The 516-nt window shown below is 61.0% G+C and carries 1 pseudogene; it reads right to left on the bottom strand.

The features are described 5' to 3' along the window. A pseudogene (locus EN850_RS33445) lies at nucleotides 1-516 on the bottom strand (hypothetical protein); the annotation flags it as partial.

Here is a 516-nt window from a genome sequence, read left to right as displayed (position 1 = left end):
TTTCAGAGAACACCACGCCGTTCTTTGCCTCGTACATTCCCAGGCGGTACGGCGCATAGTCGCGGATGACGGCCTCGACGTTGCCGGCCAGCTCCATCAACTTTTCTACTGCCTGCTCCTGCTCGGCGCGCAGCTTGTCCACGTTCGCCGACTTCTCGACGAAGCGCTTACCCGCCACCACGGGGCGGTAGATCATGGTCAGGTACAGCTCGTTCTGCATGATGCGCTGTGAGGACAACATGCCCATGTATTGATCGGACACATCCTGGTTGAAGCGCTGCTTGTAGTTGCTCTTGCCCTTCAGGGTGCGGCGACGACGGATGTCATGCACCCAGAACGCCACGTTCACGAAATCGGGTGCCCGCAGCGTCTGCAGCAGGCGGTTGAACGTGTTGTGGCGATGCTCCAGCTCCCACTCCTCGCGGCCGACGAACGGCAGCCCTTCCAGATGCCAGGTCAGCAGGTAGTCGCCGCCCGTGGTCTTGACCACGTTCGGGGAGACATGCGACGACAACG

The organism is Mesorhizobium sp. M8A.F.Ca.ET.207.01.1.1 (genome assembly GCF_004794715.1).
Lineage (GTDB): Bacteria > Pseudomonadota > Alphaproteobacteria > Rhizobiales > Rhizobiaceae > Mesorhizobium.
The sequence above is the reverse complement of the archived record's forward strand: the minus strand, read 5'-3'. Positions and strand labels throughout refer to the sequence as shown.